Annotated in this window: 19 protein-coding genes; 8 read left to right on the top strand and 11 right to left on the bottom strand. The window is 66.1% G+C overall.

Features of this window, described 5'->3' with window-relative positions; genetic code table 11:
• Positions 1-8: 8 nt before the first annotated feature.
• The 4 genes from GNX71_RS25320 to GNX71_RS25335 form a co-directional block, all read right to left on the bottom strand.
• Positions 9-2081, bottom strand: coding sequence for a carbon starvation CstA family protein (locus tag GNX71_RS25320; RefSeq protein ID WP_206174975.1), 2073 nt, complete (start codon positions 2079-2081; stop codon positions 9-11).
• Between the two features lie 112 nt (positions 2082-2193).
• Positions 2194-2709 carry a C40 family peptidase gene (locus tag GNX71_RS25325; protein ID WP_206174976.1) on the bottom strand — a complete coding sequence of 172 codons (516 nt, stop codon included), beginning with the start codon at positions 2707-2709 and terminating at the stop codon, positions 2194-2196.
• Between the two features lie 52 nt (positions 2710-2761).
• Positions 2762-3148, bottom strand: coding sequence for a nuclear transport factor 2 family protein (locus tag GNX71_RS25330; RefSeq protein ID WP_206174977.1), 387 nt, complete (start codon positions 3146-3148; stop codon positions 2762-2764).
• Between the two features lie 26 nt (positions 3149-3174).
• Positions 3175-3609: a DUF3806 domain-containing protein gene (locus tag GNX71_RS25335; RefSeq protein ID WP_206174978.1), complete on the bottom strand. Its 435-nt coding sequence runs from the start codon at positions 3607-3609 to the stop codon at positions 3175-3177.
• An 89-nt stretch (positions 3610-3698) separates the two neighbouring features.
• Here GNX71_RS25335 and GNX71_RS25340 point away from each other — a divergent pair, with 89 nt between their 5' ends.
• The 4 genes from GNX71_RS25340 to GNX71_RS25355 all read left to right on the top strand — a co-directional run bounded on the left by GNX71_RS25340 (position 3699) and on the right by GNX71_RS25355 (position 7213).
• Positions 3699-4259, top strand: a complete 561-nt coding sequence (locus tag GNX71_RS25340; protein ID WP_206174979.1) for a hypothetical protein — start codon at positions 3699-3701, stop codon at positions 4257-4259.
• Positions 4256-5470: a PrsW family intramembrane metalloprotease gene (locus tag GNX71_RS25345; RefSeq protein ID WP_206174980.1), complete on the top strand. Its 1215-nt coding sequence runs from the start codon at positions 4256-4258 to the stop codon at positions 5468-5470. The genes GNX71_RS25340 and GNX71_RS25345 overlap by 4 nt, the downstream gene beginning before the upstream one ends.
• Positions 5471-5576: 106 nt before the next feature.
• Positions 5577-6605 carry a MerR family transcriptional regulator gene (locus GNX71_RS25350; protein WP_206174981.1) on the top strand — a complete coding sequence of 343 codons (1029 nt, stop codon included), beginning with the start codon at positions 5577-5579 and terminating at the stop codon, positions 6603-6605.
• 29 nt (positions 6606-6634) lie between these two features.
• Positions 6635-7213 carry a GNAT family N-acetyltransferase gene (locus GNX71_RS25355; RefSeq protein WP_206174982.1) on the top strand — a complete coding sequence of 193 codons (579 nt, stop codon included), beginning with the start codon at positions 6635-6637 and terminating at the stop codon, positions 7211-7213.
• Positions 7214-7224: 11 nt separating this feature from the next.
• Here the strand turns inward: GNX71_RS25355 and GNX71_RS25360 are convergent, their stop codons facing one another.
• The gene (locus GNX71_RS25360; RefSeq protein ID WP_206174983.1) at positions 7225-8121 is read right to left on the bottom strand and encodes an AraC family transcriptional regulator; all 897 of its coding nucleotides are present in this window, start codon (positions 8119-8121) and stop codon (positions 7225-7227) included.
• A 101-nt stretch (positions 8122-8222) separates the two neighbouring features.
• Between GNX71_RS25360 and GNX71_RS25365 the strand changes: the two genes are divergently transcribed.
• Complete coding sequence (locus GNX71_RS25365; RefSeq protein WP_206174984.1) at positions 8223-8966, top strand: SDR family oxidoreductase; 744 nt, start codon at positions 8223-8225, stop codon at positions 8964-8966.
• A gap of 28 nt (positions 8967-8994) precedes the next feature.
• Here GNX71_RS25365 and GNX71_RS25370 read toward each other — a convergent pair whose 3' ends face one another.
• A complete protein-coding gene (locus GNX71_RS25370; protein ID WP_206174985.1) occupies positions 8995-9339 on the bottom strand; it encodes a hypothetical protein in 345 nt (114 codons plus the stop codon).
• Positions 9340-9349: 10 nt separating this feature from the next.
• Complete coding sequence (locus GNX71_RS25375) at positions 9350-10252, bottom strand: LysR family transcriptional regulator (RefSeq protein ID WP_206174986.1); 903 nt, start codon at positions 10250-10252, stop codon at positions 9350-9352.
• A gap of 122 nt (positions 10253-10374) precedes the next feature.
• Between GNX71_RS25375 and GNX71_RS25380 the strand changes: the two genes are divergently transcribed.
• Together GNX71_RS25380 and GNX71_RS25385 are read left to right on the top strand one after the other, a co-directional pair.
• Positions 10375-10770, top strand: a complete 396-nt coding sequence (locus GNX71_RS25380) for a RidA family protein (protein WP_206174987.1) — start codon at positions 10375-10377, stop codon at positions 10768-10770.
• A gap of 117 nt (positions 10771-10887) precedes the next feature.
• Entirely contained in the window at positions 10888-11847 is a 960-nt protein-coding gene (locus GNX71_RS25385) for an SMI1/KNR4 family protein (protein WP_206174988.1), read from the top strand.
• 17 nt (positions 11848-11864) lie between these two features.
• On the opposite strand, the gene GNX71_RS25390 is transcribed toward GNX71_RS25385, so the two are convergent.
• The 4 genes from GNX71_RS25390 to GNX71_RS25405 all read right to left on the bottom strand — a co-directional run bounded on the left by GNX71_RS25390 (position 11865) and on the right by GNX71_RS25405 (position 14839).
• Positions 11865-12368 carry a hypothetical protein gene (locus GNX71_RS25390; RefSeq protein WP_206174989.1) on the bottom strand — a complete coding sequence of 168 codons (504 nt, stop codon included), beginning with the start codon at positions 12366-12368 and terminating at the stop codon, positions 11865-11867.
• 25 nt (positions 12369-12393) lie between these two features.
• Positions 12394-13503 carry an SMP-30/gluconolactonase/LRE family protein gene (locus GNX71_RS25395; protein ID WP_206174990.1) on the bottom strand — a complete coding sequence of 370 codons (1110 nt, stop codon included), beginning with the start codon at positions 13501-13503 and terminating at the stop codon, positions 12394-12396.
• Entirely contained in the window at positions 13497-14078 is a 582-nt protein-coding gene (locus GNX71_RS25400; RefSeq protein WP_206174991.1) for a nucleotidyltransferase family protein, read from the bottom strand. The genes GNX71_RS25395 and GNX71_RS25400 overlap by 7 nt, the downstream gene beginning before the upstream one ends.
• Positions 14079-14212: 134 nt before the next feature.
• Positions 14213-14839, bottom strand: a complete 627-nt coding sequence (locus tag GNX71_RS25405; RefSeq protein WP_206174992.1) for a DUF938 domain-containing protein — start codon at positions 14837-14839, stop codon at positions 14213-14215.
• A 297-nt stretch (positions 14840-15136) separates the two neighbouring features.
• Between GNX71_RS25405 and GNX71_RS25410 the strand changes: the two genes are divergently transcribed.
• Positions 15137-15646, top strand: a complete 510-nt coding sequence (locus GNX71_RS25410; RefSeq protein ID WP_093387295.1) for a DUF1993 domain-containing protein — start codon at positions 15137-15139, stop codon at positions 15644-15646.
• Positions 15647-15702 lie beyond the last annotated feature (56 nt).

Here is a 15702-nt window from a genome sequence, read left to right on the forward strand (position 1 = left end):
CCGTGCTTTCAGTGCGCCACGGCAGCCGACGCGCCAGCGGGCTCGAACGGCGTCTCCTGCGTGGTCGGCCGGTTGGCCGCGCGCGCGGCGAGGCAGGCCTTGATGCTGTAGACCAGCACGCTCAGCACCACGAACATGAAGAGCGCGCACAGTGCCGCATCGAGCCGGTCGTTGAAGACGATGCGCGACATCGCCTCGGGCGTCTTCGCCGGCGCCACCAGCACGCCGTTGGCCAGGCCTTCGGTGTACTTCGCGGCATGCGAGAGGAAGCCGATCTTCGGGTCGGCCGAGAAGATCTTCTGCCAGCCTGCCGTGAGCGTGCAGGCCAACAGCCACACGGCTGGTGCGATGGCCACCCACGCATAGCGCTCGCGCTTCATGCGGAACAGCACCACCACGCCGAGCAGCAGCGCGACGGCGGCGAGCATCTGGTTGGAGATGCCGAAGAGCGGCCACAACGTGTTGATGCCGCCCAGCGGATCGACCACGCCCTGGTAGAGGAAGTAGCCCCAGGCCGCGACGCACAGCGCCGTTGCAACCAGGTTCGCCGGCAGCGAATCGGTGCGCTTGAGCGCGGGCACGAAGCTGCCCAGCAAGTCCTGCAGCATGAAGCGGCCCGCGCGCGTGCCGGCGTCCACCGCCGTGAGGATGAACAGCGCCTCGAACAAAATCGCGAAGTGGTACCAGAAGGCCATCATGGCCTGCCCGCCGATCACCTGGTGGAGGATGTGGGCCATGCCCACGGCCAGCGTCGGCGCGCCGCCGGCGCGGCCGAGGATGGTGGTCTCGCCCACGTCCTTGGCGGTCTGCAGCAGCATCTCTGGCGTGATCACGAAGCCCCAGCTCGAGATGGTCTGCGCGGCCTGCTGCGCGGTGCTGCCGACCAGCGCGGCCGGGCTGTTCATCGCGAAGTAGATGCCCGGCTCGATGCACGAAGCCGCCACCAGCGCCATCACCGCGACGAACGATTCGGCCAGCATGCCGCCGTAGCCGATGAAGCGCGCATGGCGCTCGTTGTCCAGCATCTTGGGCGTGGTGCCCGAGGAGATCAGCGCATGGAAGCCCGACACCGCGCCGCACGCGATGGTGATGAAGAGGAACGGGAACAAGCTGCCCGACCACACCGGCCCGTTGCCCTGCGCGAACTGTGTGATGGCCGGCATCTGCAGCGTCGGCATCACGAACACGATGCCGATGGCCAGCGCGATGATCGTGCCGATCTTCAGGAAGGTCGAGAGGTAGTCGCGCGGCGCCAGCAGCAGCCACACCGGCAGGCTCGCGGCGATGAAGCCGTAGCCCACGAGCATCCAGGTGAGCGCCTTGCCGTCGAAGGTGAAGAGCGGTGCCCATTCGGCGCTCTGGCTCACGGCCTGGCCGCCGAAGATGGCGAGCATGAGCAGCACGAAGCCGATCAGCGAGACCTCGCCGATGCGGCCCGGGCGAATGAACCGCAGGTACACGCCCATGAAGAGCGCCACCGGAATCGTCGCGGCCACCGTGAAGGTGCCCCACGGCGATTCGGCCAGCGCCTTCACCACGATCAGCGCCAGCACCGCGAGGATGATGATCATGATCATGAAGGTGCCGAAGAGCGCGATCATCCCGGGCACCACGCCCATCTCCTGCTTGACGAGGTCGCCCAGCGAGCGGCCGTCGCGCCGCGTGGAGATGAAGAGAATGATGAAGTCCTGCACGGCCCCCGCGAACACCACGCCCGCCAGGATCCACAAGAGGCCGGGCAGGTAGCCCATCTGCGCCGCCAGCACCGGGCCCACCAGCGGACCCGCACCCGCGATGGCCGCGAAGTGGTGGCCGAACAGCACGTTCTTGTCGGTCGGCACGTAGTCCAGTCCGTCGTTGTGGCGGTGCGCGGGCGTCTTGCGGTTGCCATCGAGCCCCAGCACCTTGTCGGCGATGAAAAGGCTGTAGTAGCGGTAGGCGATCAGGTAGGTGCAGATCGCGGCGGCCACCACCCAGAGGGCGTTGACGCTTTCACCACGGGTCAGGGCCACGGTGCCGAGCGCGAATGCGCCGACCACGGCCACGACCAGCCACACCAGGTGGCGGCGGAGGGTTTGCATGCGGATGTCTCCTCGATATTGGAACCGGGGAGTTTTGCCGCATGGAGCCTCGCTGCCATCCGTCAGACCGCGTGGGGCGCCCGCGTGGCTTTGCTTAATGGAAAACCCTGAATCAGGGCCGCCGCGCCTGCGTCGGCTGGCGCGACCAATAGACGCCATCGAGCCGGTCGAGCCGCACCTCGCCGCCGGTCGACGGCGCATGCACGAAGCGCCCGTCGCCGACGTAGATGCCCGCGTGCGACGGCGTAGCATTGCCGAAGAGCACGAGGTCGCCGGAACGGATCTCGGACATCGCCACAGGCTGGCCGAACGAAGCCATGCGCGCCACCGTGCGCGGCGGCACCTTCCCCAGGCTGCTGCGGTACACATAGCCGATGAGCCCGCTGCAGTCGAAGCCGCCGTCGGGCGTGTTGCCGCCATAGCGGTACGGCGTGCCGACGAGGCCCAGCGCGTGGATCGTGATGCTGTTGGACTGCTCGGTCGTCAGCGGCGGGATGTTGGAGACGGTAGATGGTCTCTGCGACACGGGTGGGCTCGCACAGCCCGCCATCAGCAGGAAGACGCCCATCGAAAGCAGGCGGAACAGCGGCACGCGGGAACGTTGCGTTGGCACGGTGGTGTCGGGCATGGGGTGGCGGCGGGTCTTGTGGACGTGCACCGACTTTACCGATGCCCGCCGATCACCCGGCCCGCTCGACCCACTGGGCGCGCCAGGCGGGCGCATCGAAGGGATCGGCAAAGTACTGCGTCTCGCGCGCCACCTTGCCATCCCGGAACTCCATGATGCTCACGGTGAAGGCGCTCTTGCCTTCGTAGTCGATCGCATATTCGGTGATCCAGAGATCGCCCTCCCCGACGATCCGCCGGACCGCGAACCCCGATGGCTTGCCGGGGTGATGGCTGCGCAGTGCCTGCAGGTTGTGCCGGCCGTGGATGACCTCGCCCGACTGCGGATACGCGCACACGGCATCGTCGTGATAGATCTCGTGCTCGGCGACCTGATCGCCGGCAGCGGAGGCGGCCCAATGCCGATCGATGGCTGCCCGGATGTCCTGTGCTTGCGTCATCGATGGTTCTCCTTGCAAGTCCGTCATCAGGCGCCCGGATAGTGCTCGGCCAGCACCTCCCGCACCGTCTCCTGCAGCCCCTTGAAGATCCCGGCCACATCGACCTCTTCCCCGTCCTCGATCCGCCTGGAAAGCATCGTCTTGGGAAAGAGCAGCAGCGTCGTCTGCTTGTAGCGGATCGCAGGGTCCCGGCCGTACTCGTCCTCGACCATCCACCAGTCGAAGTTCGCCTGCGTGCCGACGAACACCTTGCCGAAGGCCAGCCCGAGCGCCTGCAACGAATACGTGGCCTCGGGCTCGACGATCTTCGAATCGATGACCTTCTGCAAGGCGGCCAAGTCGGCCATCGTGCCGGACAAGGCCGCACCCGTTGCCTCGGACACCAGTTCGGCCGCATGCATCAGCTGGTGCGCGATGGCGCGGAGGTCGTCCTTGGTGGGCGCTTCGATCTTTTGTTCCATGGCGTGCGTGGTTTTTGACTCGATGGGATGGCCGGCACTTTGCCATGAAGTCGCGGCAAGGTGCTGACGTCGTATGGCACGATCCACGCATGCCCGAGCCGTCACGCCGCATTCCGTATCGCACCTGGCCAGGCGCACTCGCGGTGCTCCTGGCCATTGCCGCCTACGTGGGCGGCCTCACTTTCTGGGACAGCCGCACACCCGGCGCCCGGCCGCTCGACCCGGGAGAGACGGTGTCCGTCGGCCATGCCCGGTTCATGCCCGCCAACGGATGGGAGATGGACGTCTCGCGCTCCAAGGCCGGCAGGTCGCTGATGCTCTTCAAGGGCGGCCACAAGTTCCTCGTGTCCACCGGACCGTGGGTGGGTGGCCCCGATGGCCCGCTGGTGCGTCAGCAAAGGCTGATGGAGCGCGGCCAGCACCTGGAGATCGACGGCGACATCTCCGACTTCGTCACCTCCTGGGGCCTGCAGGGCAAGACCTTCGCCTACTACGGCTCGAAGCTCGCGGGCCGGTTCTGGCAGGTGGTCGACCTGCAGCGAAAGTCGCTCGTGCAGATCGATTTCTATGGCGCCAGCGACGGCCTGAACGAAGCGATGGTCGATGCCCGCAGCATGCTGGAGTCGATGGACCTGGAGGCTTCGCCATGAGCGCCGGCAGTCCCAACAGCGCCGAGAGCCTCGCCGGCCCCGAACAGGATCGCGGCGAATGGCCGGTGGGCACCGACTCGTTCTTCCAGCCGCATCGCGCGGCCTTCTGGCTGCTCGCGGCGATGATCGTCAACGGGTTGTTCTACACGATCAACATGTTCTCGATGGGTTTTCGCGTGGTGCCCGTCACCGCGTTGCTGGGCCTCCTGGTGTGGGGCCTCTACACGCTGGTTTTCCTGCTGGTCTTTCGCACGCTGGACCTGCTCGAGCAGCATCCGCCCGAGGCCTTCGTGCTGGCCTTCGCGTGGGGCGGCTTCGGCGCGGTGTACTTCGCGGCGCCGGCCAACATCGCGATCCAGAGCCTGTGCGCCAAGCTGGTGTCGCCGGACTTCGTGGCGGTGTGGGGGCCGGCCATCGCGGGGCCGATCACCGAGGAGTTCCTGAAGCTCGCGGGCGTCATCCTGCTGGTGCTGGTCGCGCGCAACCAGTTCCAGACGTACCTCTCGGTGCTGATCGTCGGCGCCATGGCGGGGCTGGGTTTCCAGGTGGTCGAGAACCTGAGCTACACCGTCAATGCCTCGATGCACTTTCCGCTCGAGAACCAGGTGTACCCGGTGCTGCTGAACCTGTTCACGCGCGGGCTGCTGAGCGGCCTCTGGAGCCACGCGGCCTACACCACGATCGCGTCCTTCGGCGTCGCCTGGTTTCTGCTGCATCCGGAGCGATCGAAGGCGATGCGGATCGCCGTGGCCCTGCTGTGCTTCGCGCTCGCGTGGGCCATGCACTTCATCTGGAACTCGCCGTGGCTGGAAGACCTCTTCGACGGCAGCTACCGCGAGATGGCCGTGATGCTCGCCGTGAAAGGCATCCCCGCGATGATCGCGGCCGGGCTTTTCTGGCGGGTCGCCGCGCGCGAGAACGGCGCGTACCTCCATTCACTGGCCGCCTACTTCGTGCCCGAGCGCGAGCTGATCCGCGACGACGAATGGGTGCGCCTGGGCGCGCCGCTGCTGCGCTACAAGGTGCGCCGCGAGATGGGCTGGACCTTCGGCCTGCGGGCAAGACGGTTGAAGACGCAACTGCAGCGTGAGCAACTGCGGCTCGTCCGCAAGGCGATGACGTACGGGCGCGGCGCGCAGACGCTGCGGCACGAGGTGACGATCCGGCGCATCCGGGCGGAGCTGGAGCCGCTGGTTCAGGCGCGGCCGTAGGCGCGGGCCTTCGGGCGCATGGCGTGGAGTCGTGTGGAATCCGCTTGACCCGGCCCCTGCGGCAGCCTCGATAAAGACCGTGTCCGATCCAACCACGAGGTGATTCTTGAACGCTTCCACCCGATTCCTCAACCCTGCCGAGGCTGCCAGGCGACTCGGCGTTTCCGCCAAGGCGCTGCGCCTCTACGAGCAGCGCGGCCTGGTGGCGCCGGCGCGCAATGCCGCCGGATGGCGCTCCTACGGTCCCGACGAAATGACCCGCGGCGCGGAGATCGTGGCCCTGCGCGCGCTGGGCCTGAGCCTTGCGCAGGTGGCGCGTGTGCTGGCAGGCGATGCCGGGACGCTCGAGACGGCGCTGGCCGCGCACCAGGCGGCGCTCGAGGGCCGCGCACACCAGTTGACGGAGACCATCGAGAAAGTCCGCCATCTGCGGGCCGATCTCGCCCAAGGCCGGGCACCGACAGCCGAGGCGTTGACGCAACTGCTGGGCCCTGCCGCAAGGATCGATATCGAGTTCGAACTTCCGTGGCCCTGGGGCGGCGAACTGTTCAGGCTGAGCAATGTCCGGCCGCTGAACTACATCGTCGGGCCGTTGGGCAGCGGCAAGACCCGGTTGGCCCTGCGCATCGCCGAAACCCTGCCGTCTGCCGCGTTCCTGGGACTGGAGCGCCTTGGAGGCGCCGATGCGACAGTGCGGCTCGATACCGATACGGCTCTCAAGTCGCGTGTCCAACAGGCTCTGGCCTGGCTTGCCGACGAGGGCGCCACAGTGTCCGATGCGTTGATCGCACTGCTTGCCGGGCTGGAGGCCCAGGGCCCGGCCGTCCTGGTTGTCGACATGGTGGAGCAAGGCCTGGATTCGGCCACGCAGCAAGCCGTGATTGCGCATCTGCGCCGCCGTGGACCCGATGCCCGGCCGCTCTTTCTGCTGACGCGCTCCTGCGTGATCCTCGACCTGGCGGCCGTGGGTGCCGACGAGTCGATCATCTTCTGCCCCGCCAACCACAGCCCGCCGAGCCGGGTTGCGCCCTGGCCGGGCGCGCCGGGCTATGAGGCGGTCGCCACCTGCCTGGCCTCGCCCGAGGTGAGGGCGCGGACGCAGGGCGTCATCGCATGGCGGCCGCAGGTGGTGTGAGGCAGACGCTCTCATTGAAAATCGACGCCATGCCAATTTCCGAAACTGCTTCATCGGTACATCTCGTCTGGCCGTCGCACGAGCATCTGGCGGGCTACGTCGCTGCGCTCGAACGCGGCTGGTCGCCCAACAACCTTCGGCCCGAAGTCACGCAAGAAGAACTCCTGCTGATACGGGCGGACGCAGACGGGTTTTTGAAGAGCCTTGTGGATCGAGAGGCCAAGGGGCCACCCGTCACGCTTCCCGATGGCACCACGGTCCCTCGCTTGCCCGGCTATCGGCGATGGATGTGGGACGGAGAGTTCTGCGGCAGCATGGGGCTGCGTTGGCAGCCCGGCACGAACGCGCTGCCCGACTATTGCCTCGGCCACATCGGGTACGGCGTCGTGCCGTGGAAGAGCGGCAGGGGGTATGCCAAAGCGGCGTTGCGCTCGCTGCTTCCCGAGGCCAGGTCTGTCGGGTTGGGCTACGTCGAGATCACGACTGACCCGGGCAACCTGGCCTCGCAGCATGTCATTCGCGCCAATGGCGGCGTGCTCGTGGAAGAGTTCGTCAAGGCACCCGGGCTGGGCGGAACGCCGGAGCTTCGGTTTCGCATCGAGCTCTGAATGCGCAGGCCCTAATGCCGCCGCGCATAGCGCCCAGGCGATTGCCCCACATGCCGGCTGAACGCCGTGCTGAACGTGCTGGCCGAGCCGTAGCCCACGCGTTCCGCGACTTCCGCAATACCGACATCCTCGCGAGCGAGCAGGTCCTTTGCGACGGCCATGCGCCAGGCCAGCAGGTACTCCATCGGCGGCAGCCCAACCGCGCGCGAGAAGCGCTCGAAAAAAGCCGAACGCGACAACGCTGACTTCTTCGCGAGTTCGGCCACTGTCCACGGTTGCGCCGGATCGCCGTGCAGATGCCGCAGCGCAAGCGACAGCCGCGGGTCTGCCAGCCCCCGCAGCAGCCCCGGCGGCGCGCCCTCGCCAGGCGTCGAGCGCAGCGCTTCGATCAGCAGCAGTTCGACCAACCGCTCGAGCACCAGGTCGCGCCCCGATTTCTCTTCGATCGACTCCTCCCGCACAAGCTGCACCAGCACCGAAAGTCGCCCCACCTCGCGCACATGCAGCAGCGTCGGGAGCAGCGATGCCAGCAGCGAGGCATCCGGCGAATCGAAGGCGAAATAGCCGCCGAGCATTCGCACATCCGGCGGACCGTCTTGCCTGCCGTGGCGGATCTCGTCCGTGGGCGCGGGCGCCAGCCTGGGGTCGACGAAGACAGGCTCCGCCGGCTCGAGACCCGACATCGTGAACCCGGGCGTGAACGGCATCAGCACGAAATCGCCCGCGAGGAGGGTGATGGGCTCCTGCCCGTCCACAGCCAACGTGCATTCACCCTCGAGCATCGTGCAGAAGCTGGGTTCTCCGAAGGCCGCGTAGCGCACCGACCACGAGCCCGCACCGCCGATCACCTTCGAATACACCGCGCGAGGGCGAAGCAGCGAGACGACCTCGGCGAGTGGATCGGCCATTCAGGACTCCTGCAAACAAATGATGGATTTTTGATTATAGAAAGTCCTGCCTATCGCCGATATCGTGACGAACCTTCAACCCCAACCTCAAAGGAAACCCAATGAAGACTGTCCTGATTACCGGCTGCTCCTCCGGCTACGGCCTGGAAACCGCCCGCCACTTCCTCGCCCAAGGCTGGCACGTCGTCGCCACCATGCGCACGCCGCCTGCCGACCTGCTGCCCCGCTCGGACCGCCTGCGCGTGTTGCCCCTGGACGTGACGAAGCCCGAGAGCATCGCCGCGGCGCTCGAAGCCGCCGGCCCCGTCGACGTGCTCGTGAACAACGCCGGCCTCGGGCTCTTCGGCGCGTTCGAGGCCACGCCGATGGCCACCGTGCGCGAGATCTTCGAGACCAACACCTTCGGCATGATGGCCATGACCCAGGCGGCGTTGCCGCAGTTCCGGCTGCGCAAGTCGGGCCTGGTCATCAACGTGACGTCGACCGTCACGCTGGCGCCGATGCCGCTCGTGGCGGCATACACCGCGAGCAAGACCGCGATCGAAGGCTTCACCGAATCGCTCGCGTTCGAGCTCGATCCGTTCAACGTGCGCGTGAAGCTGGTCGAGCCGGGTTATGGGCCAGGCACGCGCTTCACGGCGAACGGGGCAGAGCGCATGCAGGGTCTGATTCCCGAGGCGTATGCGCCCTTGGCGCAGTCCATCTTCGCGACCCTGGGGAATCCAGCGGCGGTGACCACCGCAGCGGACGTGGCCGAGGCCGTGTGGCATGCCGCGAACGATGCGAGCACAACGCTGCGGTATCCGGCTGGGGCCGATGCGGTCGCGCTGTCTCAGGGGCAGTGAAATGCCGGCTGCGCGGGTGAGCTGGCCTTCAGGACGGGTCCTCCGCCTTCGCGAGCGCCCTGAGCACCGCCACACCCAGGTAAGTCCGCCAGAGCCCGAACGGCACCAGCAAGACGGCCAGCAGCCGGTGCAGGAGCGGATCGAAGTGCAGCACTGCCCACACCCCCAGCGCCGCGAGCGCGATCCCGCCCACGGCGTTCAACACGCCGCCGCTGAACCACTGCAGCGCGAGGAACCGGCCGGTCAGCGCCAGGATGCGGTCCGCGATCCCCAGCCCGAAGTAGCTGGCGAGCGCGTAGAGGCCGAGCAGCAGCAGCGGCGCCACGGCGATGCCGATCAGCAGGTACGGAAGGATGTCGATCAGCGTGTCCATGCAACGCGCCTCAGCGTGGGAGTTCTTCGGCCATCAGGTCGATGAACCGCCGCACACGCGGCTCCAGCAGCCGCCGTGTCGGATACAGCGCGAGGATCTTCACGTCGCCTGCATCGAGCCCGGGCAACACCTGCCGCAGGCGCCCGGCGGCCAGGTCTTCTGCCACCAGGAAGTCCGGAAGCAACGCAATGCCGAGTCCGGCGACGGCCGCATCGCGCAAGGCCTCGCCGCTGTCCAGCCGCAGGCGGCTGCGCCCCTGGGCCTTGACCCAGGCGCCGTCGTCGCTCCGGAAGCGCCAGCTCTGCCGTTGATTGCGGCTGCTGAAGAACAGGCAGTCGTGCGCCGCGAGCGCATCGATGTCCGGCGCCTCGCCCTGCTGCCCGAGGTAGGCGGGCGACGCGCACAGCAGCGCCTTGTACCTGGCGACCACACGCGAGACCAGCCCTGTATCGGCACCCGCCTCTTGCGCACCGATCCGCACGGCCAGGTCGAAGCCTTCCTCGACGACATCGGCCAGCCGGTCGCTGAAGCTCACCTCGGCCTGCAGCTCGGGCCAGGCCGCAAGGTATTTCTGCAGCAGCGGCAGCACCACGAGTCGGCCGAAGGCATCGGGCACGGTGAGACGCAACACCCCACGCGGCGCACCGCCGGGCCCCGCCACGCTCGCCTCCGCTTCGTCGACCGCGGAGAGGATCTGCAGGCCGCGCTCGTAAAACACCCGGCCCTCGTCGGTGAGGCTCAGCGTGCGGGTCGTGCGGTTCAAGAGGCGCGCGCCGAGCCTGTCTTCGAGCCGGCCCACGGCCTTGCCCGCCGCCGAACGCGTGAGGCCCATGGCCTGGCCACCGGCGATGAAGCTGCCTTCGTCGACGACGGCCATGAAGACCAGGATTTCGTTCAGGTTCGCGCGTTGCATGGGTGGTGATGGTGGTCGATGTGGAATGTTCTTCGCATCTGTGTAGAAGCCGCTTCGCCAATGGCGTGACTACAGTCGTTCATCACCTCATCACCCATTGCCTCGAAGGAAAGAAAGCGCACATGAAACAACAGCCCGTCCTCTACAGCCACGGCGTGCCATGGGAAGAAGCCTTCGGCGTCGGCCAAGGGTACAGCGTGAACGGCACCATCTACATCTCGGGGCAGTTCTCGCACGACATGCAGGGCGCGTTCGTCGGCGAAGGCGACATTGCGGCGCAGACCACCCAGACGCTGGAAAACCTCGACCGCGTGCTCGCGGGGTTCAACGTGACGAAGGCGAACCTTGCGGAACTGGTGATCTACGTGACCGACCCGCAGGCGCACACGGAGGCGTTGGTGCTAGTGTTCAAGGCGTACATGGGAACGCATCGGCCAGCGGTGACGCTCGTTGGCGTGTCGGGGCTGGCATTTCCGCATCAGTTGATCGAGATCAAGGCGGTGGCGCACACGGACTGATGGGGGCGCGGCGCAGGCCGCCCCGGCGCCGCAAGATTCACCCGCGGCACAATGCCCCGCATCACCCATGGCGCGGCAGGCACAGGGCCATCCCGCCCCCGACGACAGGGAGCACGCATGACAACCGATGCCTCGATTCTTCTTCACGCCTTCGAACAACGCCTCGCCGCCTTCGAAGCCGAAGCCGAAACCATCACCACCCGCGGCGCCTGCTGGCGACTGCAGCGGCTGGCCGATGAAGCCTGGAGCGAATTGCGGCAGGGCTTTGCTGCCGCAAGCGACTGGGAGAGCGCGAACACGCAGCCACTGCTCAAGCGACTGAACGACCTGAAGGAAACGGCCCGCGTGCGCTTCATCGCGCACCGGCAGGCCCACCCCGAAACGGCAGCGGCAGCAGCAAAGGAAGACGAGCGCATCGTGCTCGAACCGCAGCCGCCGACGCTGGAGAATTTCTTCTACGCGCGGCACTACAGCCACAAGCACTCGTCACCCGTTGCCAGCGCAGACGACCTGGCCGCCGCCATCGCCCACGCAGAAAAGCGTCTCGACATCCGCCTGCCAGAGCCGTTGCGCCAGCTGTACCTGCGGCAGAACGGCGGCCACACCGACTTCGAGCATTTTCCGAAGACGCCCGAAGCGGCCTACACGTTGCCCGATCACGACGCCCTGTTCGCGCAATGGGAGCACCCCTTCCCCGGCGAAGCGGTGAACCCGGTGGACAAGCTCTGCACCATCGGCGAACTCTCGGACGGCATCAGCTTCGGCGCCGACGACGAGAACCCGTGGCGCGAGAACGTGCCGGAGGTCGACCGCCTCGTCGTCATCAACGGGCACGGCAGCGACATCTTCCTGTGCCTCGACTACCGCGGAGGCGCCACCGAGCCGCGCATCGTGCGGCTCGACGACACGCAGTGGGACGCCACCCTGAAATGCGTCTTCGAATGCAGCGACTTCGCCACGCTGTTCGCGGGCCTGCGGCGCGAGGCCGTCAAGACGCTGGACGGTGTGCTGCGGCAGCGCGGCATGCGTACTGTGGAGCTGTTGGTGGATGGGCAGTGGCGTGCGACGAGGTCATGAGCTGATCGATCCACACGCTAGTAGCGCATATTGCCCACGGCCGCCATCCCTATGCCATAGGCGATCAGCAAAGAAGAAGGCACGCCCACCAGAAGTGCGAGCAGGCTGCTGACGAGGAAAGTGGCAGCCACCCTCCTGAAGCCATGCATCCACGAGGCAATGGAACCGAGGATCGGCAGAGCGGCGGCGATGGTGGGCAGAAATGCCACGAGCAAGGGCGTGGATCGGTTGCTCATGAATGCCGTGGCCGCCGCAATCGTCAGAACGAAAGTCAGATGCAGCCATATGAATCGGACTCGGAAGTTCTTGAGCCTGGCAATCCAGTAGATCGCGTACAGCGGGTATGTGACGCCGCCCGAAAAAAGCAGCCATTCGATCCCCTGGTAGCGCGAAGCACTGACCGCACTGTAGACGATCGGAGGCAGCAACACCACCAGGAGCACGACGCATACGTGAAGTCCGAACACGGCCACGACAGACGTCCAGCGTGATCTGGGATTCACGGTTTCTTCGGCAGGCATTTGCGATGTCTTGTTCAAGGCGGAACTACCGCTTCAACCACCCCAGCCCCTTCGCATGCAGGCTCTGCACATAAAGCCGATCGCGCGTTTCGGTGACGGCTGTGGTCTCGGGGTAGGCACCTGTCGCATCCTGCAGGCTCGCGAGCACCTTGCCGTCTTCGCTGAATGCAACCACATGGCCATAGGCCTTGGGCACCGGCCACAGCGCGCGCGGTAGGCGCATCGTCACGCTGCGCAGGAACGGCTTGCCGGCCAGCTTGTCGATGGTCGGGTTGCGCGGTTTCACGAGGCCTACCCAGATCTTGCCGTCGAGCCCGCGCATCAGGTTGTCGGGGTAACCGGGGAGGTTGTCGAGCAGCACGGCGGCTTGCGGATTGGCAGCGCCTGTGCTCACGTCGAGGTTGCTCGCGTCGATGCCGATCTTCCACACGCGGTACTTGCCGGTTTCGGCAACGAACAGGCTCTTCTCATCGGCGCTCAACGCGATGCCGTTCGCGAACGCGAGGCCCCGCGCGACCACGCGCGTCGTCTTGGTGGCTGGGTCGTAGGCCAGCACACGGCCCGTGGCGGACTGCTCGAGGATGTCGAGCACGCTGGCCTCGAAGGTGCCGCCCCACTCGGCCGGCGAGAAGCGCGTCGATGCGTCGGTGAAATACATCGTGCCGCTGCCGCGCGCCACCACCACACCGTCGGCATAGCGGATCGGCTGGCCGTCGACCTGGGTGGTGAGCACGGTGATCTGCTTCGAAGGGCTGATGGACAGCAGCCCTTTGATGGCGTCGGCCGCGATGAGATTGCCGGCTGAATCGAAGTCGAAGCCGAGCACGCGACCACCGGTGTTGACGAAGGCCTCCTGCCCTGTGCCATCAGGATTCATGCGAAGGATGTTGCCGCTCAGCACCGTGGTGTAGAGCTTGCCGTCAGGGCCGATGGCGATGTGCTCGGGGCCCTCTTCGCGGCCGAGGTCGATCATGTTGAGCTGGGCCAGGTGGTCGTTGACCGCGAAGGCGCCGGTGTAGCCGGGGTCGGTGGGGGCGGACCAGACGACGGGCTTGACCGGAACGGGCCAGAGGGCGAGGTAGGCGATGGCTGCGAGGAGCAGCAAGCCGAGCACGGCCAGAGTTTTCTTCAGCATGTCGGCTCCGTCCCGGAGTGAGGAAGATCGCCCGGCTGAACCTGCAGCCACGGCCACCGCGAAAGATACGACGCGGCTTTCTTCTTGAACAGCTCGCGATGCGGCATCAGCGGGTTGATCGTCAGTACGCCGTCGTACAGCATGGAGAGACCATTCGGCGCATAAAGCTCGCCCGGCCGGACGCCGACGCATGTAGCCGGAACAAGGAAGCGGTCGATGCCATCGCGCGTGCTGCGCAGTGCCTCGTAGGGATGGCCGAAATACGATTCGTACCAGAGGTGAACACGCGCCTGGTTCGATGCTTCGACCGTGATGCCGAGATCGCCCAACGCCTCATCGACTCGCGCTTGCACACGACGCTCCCCTGCGTCGCTCGTGTCGTTGGCGTCGAAGTAGAACAGGTCGTAATCCTTGATGCCCGCCTCCGGCGCAGCGCCGGACCGCAGGTTCCACACTGTTTGAAAAAGGCAGCCGGCGACCAGCCATCCATCCGGGAGGGCCAGGTCGCTCCATCGATCGAGGATTGCGCGGTTGTTGCGGTTCTGGAGGATGTCGGTGATGAAACGTTCTTGCATGGCGTGAAGGAAGCGATGCCGGGCATGTGCGGCAGAAGCCGGCAATAGCGCTGCAGCGGCATGGGGACCCAAGGGTATTGGATGTGGTGGCGCAGGACAGCGCAGCCTGAGTGGACTTTTTTGAACCTTCGGCTTTAGAAGCCGAACACCAACAGCAAGTTGTTCGCAGGCATCGCATGCCGCTCGCGCAACGCGAGGCCTGCGCTGCGCGCCTCTGCTGCCACGTCTTCCAGGCGGCGAATGCCCCATGCGGAATTGCGGGCGCGCAGGTCTTCGTCGAACGCTGTGTTGCTTGGCGCTGTCGGCACGTCGTCTTCGAGGTAAGGCCCGTAGGTGATCAGCAACCCACCGGGACGCAGATGCCGCGCGGCGCCTTGCATCAGGGCGGCGCATGTGGGCCAAGGTGCGATGTGCAACATGTTGGCGCAGTAGATGGCGTCGAACTTTTCTTCTTCTCCTTTGGCGAACGCGGAGCCATGTGATGGCCACCGAGGTGACATCACGTCGAGCAGGAGCGGCGCGCGGAGATTGGGGAGTGCGGCTTCTGCGACTCGGGTTGCGAGCGCGGGGAGCGTGCGGGGGTCTGCGTCGGTGGGTTGCCAGGTCCACTGGGGCATGGAGGCGGCGAACCAAGTGGCGTGTTGGCCTGTGCCGGAGGCGATTTCCAGCGCGGTGCCGTGCTGGCCGAGGATGCGGGTCAATGCGTCGAGGATGGACTGCTTGTTGCGGTCGGCGGCTGGGCTGTAGGGGAGTTCGGGCATGCGGACTGGAGTTGTATGGACGAGGTCAGAACAGTATCGGGGGTGGCACAGGTGCTTGCGACCGTCCGGCGAAGTCGGCATTGCAGCGATCGCGGTCTGTCGTGCGTCTGCACTCGACGTCCGCTTCTTGCTAGTGAACTGCCCTTCAACGCGGCTGCTCGGACTACCAGCGGGAAGAAAAGCTGGCCACAAGAGCCGGGGCGATTCAGTTCGCCCTGTGCTGTTAGCCTTGCATGGTCGGCAGGGCCTCTGCCACGCCAACTCCGGCCATCGTGCCCAATTTTAGAAATGAACTCAATGACCAGCCCGCTGTACAACGCCTCCGTTCCCGTCCTGCAGCAGATGCTGCGCGCCCTGTCCGACGTGCTCAAGAAGGCCGAAGACCACGCGACGCAGAAAAATATCGATCCAAATGCGCTGCTGCAGGCGCGGCTGTTCCCTGACATGTTTCCGCTGGTACGTCAGGTACAGATCGCCGCAGACTTCTCCAAGGGCATTGCCTCCCGCCTGGCTGGTGCCGAGGTGCCGTCCTGGCCCGACACTGAGGTCAGCTTCGCCGACCTGCAAGCGTTGATCGCCAAAGCTTTGGCCCATATCGGCTCCTTCAAGTCTGAGCAATTTGATTCAAGCGAGAGCCGCGAGATCGTATTGCGCCCCGGCACCCCCAAGGAAAAGAAGCTGACCGCAGGCGCATATCTTCTGCACTATGGACTGCCGCAGTTTTTCTTCCACGTGACCACCACCTATGCCATCTTGCGCCACAACGGTATTGAGATCGGTAAGCGCGACTACATGGGTGCCTACTAACCCAAGACGGACAGCGGTCATTCATGCGCCAGTGTCATCTCGGACCCAGTGGCCGG

The organism is Variovorax sp. RKNM96, assembly GCF_017161115.1.
GTDB lineage: Bacteria > Pseudomonadota > Gammaproteobacteria > Burkholderiales > Burkholderiaceae_C > Variovorax.